Source organism: Nostoc sp. 2RC (assembly GCF_014222165.1).
Taxonomy (GTDB): domain Bacteria; phylum Cyanobacteriota; class Cyanobacteriia; order Cyanobacteriales; family Nostocaceae; genus Nostoc; species Nostoc linckia.
Genome location: NZ_JACKZU010000399.1, coordinates 1 through 7,286 on the forward strand (window position 1 = coordinate 1; position 7,286 = coordinate 7,286).

The following is a 7,286-nucleotide window of genomic DNA, read 5'->3' on the forward strand; positions in this document are numbered from 1 at the left end:
GATGGGGAGATGGGGGAGACAAGGAGAATAAATCCTGCTTTTCCCGTCATCACTCATCACTCATCACTCATCACTCATCACTCATCACTCATCACTCATCACTCATCACTCATCAACTTCAACAAAGATAATTTATCTCTTCGAGTTTTCCTATACATACGTTGACGCTTCAGCACTCCTATTGTCCCTAAAGCCCCCAGTGCTAAAATCCCTAAAGCTGGGGAAGATTCTGGAACTGCTACTAATGCGGCTCCTGCTAAAATACTGTTAGTATATGCTGTGGGATGCAACTGATCCCAGAATAAATATCGATCGGGGTCGGGACAGGTGGTAAAACTTGTTGGGCTGGTTATTGTCAAGCAAGCATCAGTAACATTTGTTAGACCGAATTCTTGCGGTGATGCAAGACCTCTGTTCAATAAGGCATTAGCATCAAAAAGGGTGATATGAAGATCTTCTTGCTGGTTCAAAGTGTTGACACCCGCACTCAAGCCGGAGTTATGGGCGTTAGTCAAAGCAGTTAGTCCAGCGGAAAGTGTTGGATTGTTATTAATGCTAGGAAGCGCACCTAAATTAGGTAAATTTACTACAAGAAAATTTTCAGCACCAACACTAGCAAGCGATTTTACTGCATTTATTAAATTATTAACTGGTTCAGCAGGGTTTGTGATGCCACTACGGTAATCATTTGCACCAGCCCAGATGACATATAGTGCTTCGCTGTCGGCTTGAGAATTTGTTGTAGTAAAGCTTGCTATCTGTTGAACTAATCCAGGTAAATTTCCATCAATGGTGTTCAAAGTACCTGTAGTAGCACCACCAAAGGCAAAGTTAGTTAGTGTTATTCCCAAACTGGAAGATAAACCTTCTACCCAAACCGGGCCATTGGTAAAGCGTCCCTGAAAATACGGTGGACTGGGAGGAAATTCGTCTCCTGTAGCCGCTTTAATAAAATTGTAAGCATTGCCAGTATCAACTAAGCTGTCACCAAAAGCGTAAATTTGACTGAAATTAGCGGCTGATGCTTTGAGTGAGAATACAAAAGAAGATGATAATATCAATCCTGCGGATAAAATATGTTTTTTCATAGTGATTATCGTTAGTCTTTTTTACTAAATAGATAGTTTTAGCAATCTTGCAAAGCTAATTATTTTTTGGTATTCATAATTGTTGTTTTGCTCATTTTGAGGGCTATATAAAATTAAATCGTCGGCATGAAAAACAAAATTATATCAACACAAATATGCATAACATATCTACTGAAATAGCCAAAAATATGGGCGCTAATTTCAGTGAATTTATGATTAATTAGTATTAAACTTCTACCTAAAGTATCGATTTAATTACGAATTAAACCATTTATTTTGGGCAAATATCTTTGGCTTGTTGTGGAAGTTGGTAATTGGGTTTGAGCTTCAAAGCTTCATCAAAGGCAGCGATCGCTTTTTCGGTTTGCTGGAATCTACAAAGGCTCAATCCTAAATAATACCAGACTTCGGCTTTTTGACCATCACTTAATTTGTGATGATCTAGAAGAAAATAAAATTGCGCGATGGCGCGATCGTCTCGCTTTAGAGCTTGTAGCACCATCCCTTTACCCCGTAAAGCTACAAAGTATTGAGGATTGTATTTTAATGCCTGTTCATAGGCTTTTAGAGAACCTTCGTATTCTTGTTTTCGGAATAATACCTTACCTTGATAGCTAAAAGCAATGGCTAATTCTTTAGCATCTGTATTTTTATGTTGAAGTTCTGCAATTTCTTTTAAAATCTCAATTGCTTGATTAATACTAACAAGTGCTGTATCAGGTTGGTTGATTGCTAGTAAAGCTTCTGTTTTGTTAATCCAGAACACAGGATCTTTCGAGTTGAGTTGAATGGCTTTATCAAAAGCTGACAGTGCTTGATTATATTGTTTGAGGTTAAATAGTGCTTCTCCTTTGCAATTCCACGCATAAACAGCTTCTGGATTAATAATAGTTGCTGTGGTGCATGATTCTAGCATCTGGTCGTAGTCTTTGAGTCCAGCTAGTGCATAGCCTCGGTTCGTCCAAGATTGGTAGTAATTGCTATCAAACTTCAGAAGGTTGTTATATTTGGCGATGGCTTGTTGATATTGTCCTTGCTGTAAGAAACCATTACCTTCTTTGAAAATCTTTTCTACTTGCAACCATCTAAATACACTCAAGCCAAAAATAATCAAACCAGAACCACACACCATTAAACCAGCTATTCCTAGTAATGCCAAAAACCTTTTATTTAAACTAGATTTTGGCTTAGTAATAGTATTGCTGATATTCCAATTCGTATTTGGAGAAATAGCTGTTTTTGATGATGAATTATACAGAATTTTTTCTAATTCGCGGTTTATCCAATTACAATTAAAAACTGCTTGATAAATGCGGTTGGCAACTTTTAGTTTGTCTTGTTGTTGAACTATCAACCCTATACGCAACAGTTCTGCCTCTTCTGGACTGTTGTTCATTGGTAATTCGCCTTCTTGCCAAATTTTTCGATACAGCTTCAACAAAGATAAGGAATCGCATTGCTGATTACAGATCGTACTTTCATGTATACCTTGTAAATACTCAGCAGTAATTTGAGTTTCCCAATTATTAGTAAAATTTCTATATACGATTTGTTGCACTATTACCGCTTCTGCTCCGGCGGCAATATTATCTGGCCATTCCACCAGCAATTGGCAAAGTTTTTCTGTTAAATTCGGTTCCCCATCTGTCCAAAATTGGACTTCTGTCAGCAAAGCTTCCGGATAACTAGCTTTTTCTTGTAATTGTTTGAATAATTCTAGACTACCAGGACTAAACACTGTTAATGTTGATGATTCTTCCTCTGCCGAATTAATAGCAAAAGCTGAATTTTCAATGGGGTTTATTTGTAAATTGTTTGGCTGTGGCACTACGATTTTTAAATGTGATTGTTCTATGTGGGTTGAGTTTTGATTATTTGAAATTTCTTCTTCCTGGAGTTGGGATTCTAAAGCCAAATTCTCTAGAAAAAAATTCACAGTAGTTGGTTTCAACCAACCCTTCAGTACTGCTAATTCTCCAAAGCGAAGTTTTTTGTTTGCTTGTTCAGCAAGGATAGTTCTGATTTGCTGTTCATTTAATAGTCCAGCTTCTTGAAAATATTTACCCAAAGGCTGTTTTGGTTTTTGCTCCAATAATACTGGCCACTTGTCAGAGAAAAAATCAGCCGTTTCTTGTTTAAGCCATCCATGCAAAACTAGAATTTCACCAAGCTTCAAGCCATTAACTTTGGCCTGCTCTTTGAGAGCAATTTCTATCTGCTCAGATGAAACCAAGTCAGCCTGTTGTAAAACTTTACCAAGTGGCCTCATAATCGAAAAAAAAGATATTTAGTTATGAAGGTAGCAAAAGAACTTATTTTTTTGAGTTATCAAAGGTCAATTTTCTTGTTCATGTAATAATTTTGACTATTTTTTGTTAATACTCCTAAGTAAGTCGGTGCAAATAAACAAAACTAAACTTGAACCGCTCTTGAACTGGGGTCTGGTGGCTCTTTCATCAACGCCAGAGACTTTCCACTTTGTCCTTTGTTCTTGGCAAAGGTTTCAAGTGTAGTTTTGTTTATTTTCACTGACTTACTTAGACGATTAGTTGTGTTTGTATTTTATAGTACGACTGACGACGATATAGATATATACTTAATTTACTTAATTTTTATAACAAAAATAACAATAACTTTACCTGTTACCCATTTCCTGTTCTTTGTTAAAAGTGTCTACAAGTATTCTTGAACCAAATCGGATTTTGATAATTTTGTATCGATAGTTTTAATAAGATTGAATATGATTGATTTAAATTTTCTATCATTTACTTACTACACGCTGCTCATCTCCTCAATTTAGGAGACTCGCCACACCATTGCATATCAAGTCCAAAAGCCTTTAGTTGACGGTTAACAGTCAACATTCAAACATGAACAGTGACATTTAATACTTATTAAAATGGCCACCAAAAAGGTTTGGTATTCGTGTAAGTACGGCTAAGAGTCCTGGTGTTGGAAGGCTTTGCTTGCTTAAAATCGCTACCCAGCATTTCGTATAAAGCTTGAGAGGGGTTATCAACTGGTTTGAGAGTAAATAAAACTTTAGCATTGTAATGATTGCAACCGATACCTCTGCGTTCTACTGCACACACAACAGATTGATCGTTCAGGCGATCGCCCGTTAAATATTCAGAATCACCAGTTTCGTATATATTTTGTAAACTTTTAGCTGTGTTCTGGCAATTTTGCACACCATTCATCGCAGAGAAATATTTCGGCAGAAAATTTAATATAGTGTAACTTTGGGTACTTCCGTCTTTCACCAAACTCACAATCACTTTTGGTGTAGTGGTGTCAGTCTTGCAGCTGACTTGTACGCTACTAGCTCTACTGGGCACAGATACTGCTAACATAACACCCATAGCTAATATTGGGGCTGTAGCCATAGTTGCCCAAGACTGCCTGTTGTTCATATTACTTAAAGACCTTTCTTGACCAAAATTTAGGCTTAAATATTAAACTCAATAATATCATTTTTGGTTAAATGTACTTAAAATGCACTAAAAAAACACATTTAATTAATTTTTTATTGAGTAATTTCACTCGTGTAAAATGAAACAATTTTTTTCTCAAAAAATTTTAATTGCTAGTGCTGTTTATATCTCTTGTCTAATTACTGGTTTTCCCGTTTTAGCACAAATTTCCTCAGATAACACACTTGGTGATGGACAAACTGTGGTTTCACCAGGGACGACCCCAGGGCTGGATTTTATCATTACAGGCGGAACACAAGTCGGTAACAATCTCTTTCACAGCTTTCGAGAATTTTCTGTCCCCACTGGTGGCGAGGCTTTTTTCAACAACACCGCAGCTTTCACTAATATTAATAACATCATTAGCCGAGTTACAGGTGGTTCAATTTCCAATATTGATGGCTTAATTAGGGAAAACTACGGTGCGAATTTCATACTGATAAATCCCAACGGTATTAACTTCGGTACTAAAGCTCAACTCAATATTGGCGGCTCATTTTTGGCCAGTACAGCAGAAAGTCTGAAATTTGCTGATGGTTCAGAATTTAGTGCTACTGATGCAACTTCCCCCCGATTAACCATTAGTGTGCCGATAGGTTTGCAATTTGGGCAAAATCCGCAAGCGATTCGCCTCCAAGGTCAAGGGCATAACATTACGCTGCAAAGTCCGATCTTTTCACCCTTCACTAGGGGAAACACCGAGGGACTAAAGGTGCAGCCAGGTAATACCCTGGCGTTGGTGGGAGGAGGAATTATTTCAGAGGGGGGAACCCTCACAGCCGAAGGCGGGCGCATTGATTTAGGTAGTGTGGCAGGAGGTTTAGTCAGTCTCAATCCCAGTCCTCAAGGCTGGAATTTAGGTTATCAAGGGGTGACAAGCTTTCAAGACATTGCTTTATCTCAAAAGGCATTAGCAGATACCAGCGGCCCTGGTAGCGGCTCGATTCAGTTGCAGGGGCGAAACATTTCCATCCGCGATGGCTCGGTGGTATTAATTCAAACCCAAGGAACAGAATCAGCAACAGGGATTAACGTCAATGCCTCTGAATCCTTATCATTAGTAAGTACCACAACAGATGGGCAGATTTCCAGCAACTTATTTACAGAAACCATCGGTGGTGGCAAGAGTGGAGATATTAGCGTTAATACTCCCCGTTTAGTCCTTCAAGATGGGGCGGCCATATCTGCCGCTACTTACACACCTGCTGCTGGTGGAAATATTGATATTAAAACCGATAATTATTTGGAAGTGTCGGGATTTTCACCATTTAACCCCACTCGCTTCAGTAATATTACGGCGGGAACTTTTGGCCCTGGCAATGCTGGAACTCTGACAGTGACAACTCAGCAATTAACTGCTCTTTCTGGAGGAAATATTGCCTCTGTAACTGCTGGTACTGGCTCTGGAGGAAATGTCACTGTCAATGCCTCAAAGCTAGTAGAATTGCTCGGTGTAACACCCTTTGTTTTCACTCCCAGCCAAATAACTGCTGGTACTGGCGGCCCTGGAAAAGCTGGTAGCGTAACCATTAATACTCAACGTTTGGTCATCAAAGACGGTGGTAGAGTAGATGCTTCCACCTTAGCCAGCGGCCCTGCTGGTAGCGTCACCATTAACGCTCAAGACAGTGTAGAGGTAAGTGGCAAAGTCCCCGGCTCGGTAAATCCTAGTTTGATTATCTCCTCAGGGAACATAGTCGATCCGCTTTTGCAACAACTATTAAGAGTGCCACCAGTACCCAGTGGATATTCTGGAGATGTGATAATTAATACGGGACGATTGATTGTTAAAGATGGGGCACAGGTGACGGCGAGGAACGATGGTACAGGGGATGCAGGGACGTTGCAGGTGAATGCTGGCTCTATTTTGCTGGAGAATCAAGGGGGAATCACAGCTGCTACCAAAGGCGGTCAAGGTGGCAACATTGATTTACGAGTCAAGAATTCCTTACAGGTGTTCGGTAATAGTCAGATATCTAGCGACAATTTTGGTACCGGAGCAGGTGGAAGATTGACAATTGAAGCGAGTCAGTTGACACTCGACGATCGCTCCTTGTTATCTGCCGCCACCACATCAGGGGAAGGTGGTAACATATCTCTGCAAACAAATGCCTTATTGATGCGTCATAACAGTAAAATACCCGCCACCGCCGGTGGAAGTGGTAACGGAGGCAATATTAACATTGCTGGCTTTAGTCCAGCCAACTTTGTAACACTGTTAGAAGGTAGTAAGATTACCGCCGACGCTTTTCAGGGGATGGGAGGAAATATCAGTATTAATACCAGAGGATTCTTCGTTTGTCCAACTTGTGAGATTACTGCTAGTTCCCAGCTGGGAGTCGCCGGACAAATCAGCATCATTACACCAGAGGCGGAAAATAATTTTGAAATTATCGATGTACCGCAAGAAGTGGCCAAACCAGAAGAAGTAGTAGCTCAAGCTTGTCGAGGGACAGCAAACCAAAATAGAAGCGAATTTACCATCACCGGACGCGGAGGATTACCACCCCGACCGAGCGAACAGCTAAGTAGTGGAGCTTTAATTAGTTTTGAACCTAGTGATATTAGTACTACCACAAAGGTGAATAATACATCTCAACTGCCACCTCCAGCCAGAGGTTGGTATGTTAACCCCCAAGGAATCGTAGTTCTCGCCAGCCAAGTACCTAATCCTACTCCCTATGGTTTTGGGTTAACTTCAACTAATTGTCAATGAAATGGGGAG

At 39.9% G+C, this 7,286-nt stretch carries 4 protein-coding genes; 1 reads left to right on the forward strand and 3 read right to left on the reverse strand.

From position 1 onward, the window contains the following. Positions 1–98 precede the first annotated feature (98 nt). From GNE10_RS29715 to GNE10_RS29725, 3 genes are all read right to left on the reverse strand, one after another. Positions 99–1,088 carry an SGNH/GDSL hydrolase family protein gene (locus GNE10_RS29715; protein WP_185569324.1) on the reverse strand — a complete coding sequence of 330 codons (990 nt, stop codon included), beginning with the start codon at positions 1,086–1,088 and terminating at the stop codon, positions 99–101. A 271-nt stretch (positions 1,089–1,359) separates the two neighbouring features. Continuing rightward, on the reverse strand, positions 1,360–3,357 hold the full coding sequence (locus GNE10_RS29720; RefSeq protein ID WP_185569326.1) for a tetratricopeptide repeat protein: 1,998 nt from the start codon (positions 3,355–3,357) through the stop codon (positions 1,360–1,362). A gap of 625 nt (positions 3,358–3,982) precedes the next feature. Next, on the reverse strand, positions 3,983–4,474 hold the full coding sequence (locus GNE10_RS29725; RefSeq protein WP_185569328.1) for a COP23 domain-containing protein: 492 nt from the start codon (positions 4,472–4,474) through the stop codon (positions 3,983–3,985). Between the two features lie 166 nt (positions 4,475–4,640). Between GNE10_RS29725 and GNE10_RS29730 the strand changes: the two genes are divergently transcribed. Then, the gene (locus GNE10_RS29730; protein ID WP_185569329.1) at positions 4,641–7,277 is read left to right on the forward strand and encodes an S-layer family protein; all 2,637 of its coding nucleotides are present in this window, start codon (positions 4,641–4,643) and stop codon (positions 7,275–7,277) included. The last annotated feature ends 9 nt before the right edge of the window (positions 7,278–7,286 follow it).

Coding starts and splice junctions, on each gene's coding strand:
- GNE10_RS29715 (WP_185569324.1), bottom strand. CDS start 1,088: ATGAAAAAACATATTTTATCCGCAGGATTGATATTATCATCTTCTTTT.
- GNE10_RS29720 (WP_185569326.1), bottom strand. CDS start 3,357: ATGAGGCCACTTGGTAAAGTTTTACAACAGGCTGACTTGGTTTCATCT.
- GNE10_RS29725 (WP_185569328.1), bottom strand. CDS start 4,474: ATGGCTACAGCCCCAATATTAGCTATGGGTGTTATGTTAGCAGTATCT.
- GNE10_RS29730 (WP_185569329.1), top strand. CDS start 4,641: ATGAAACAATTTTTTTCTCAAAAAATTTTAATTGCTAGTGCTGTTTAT.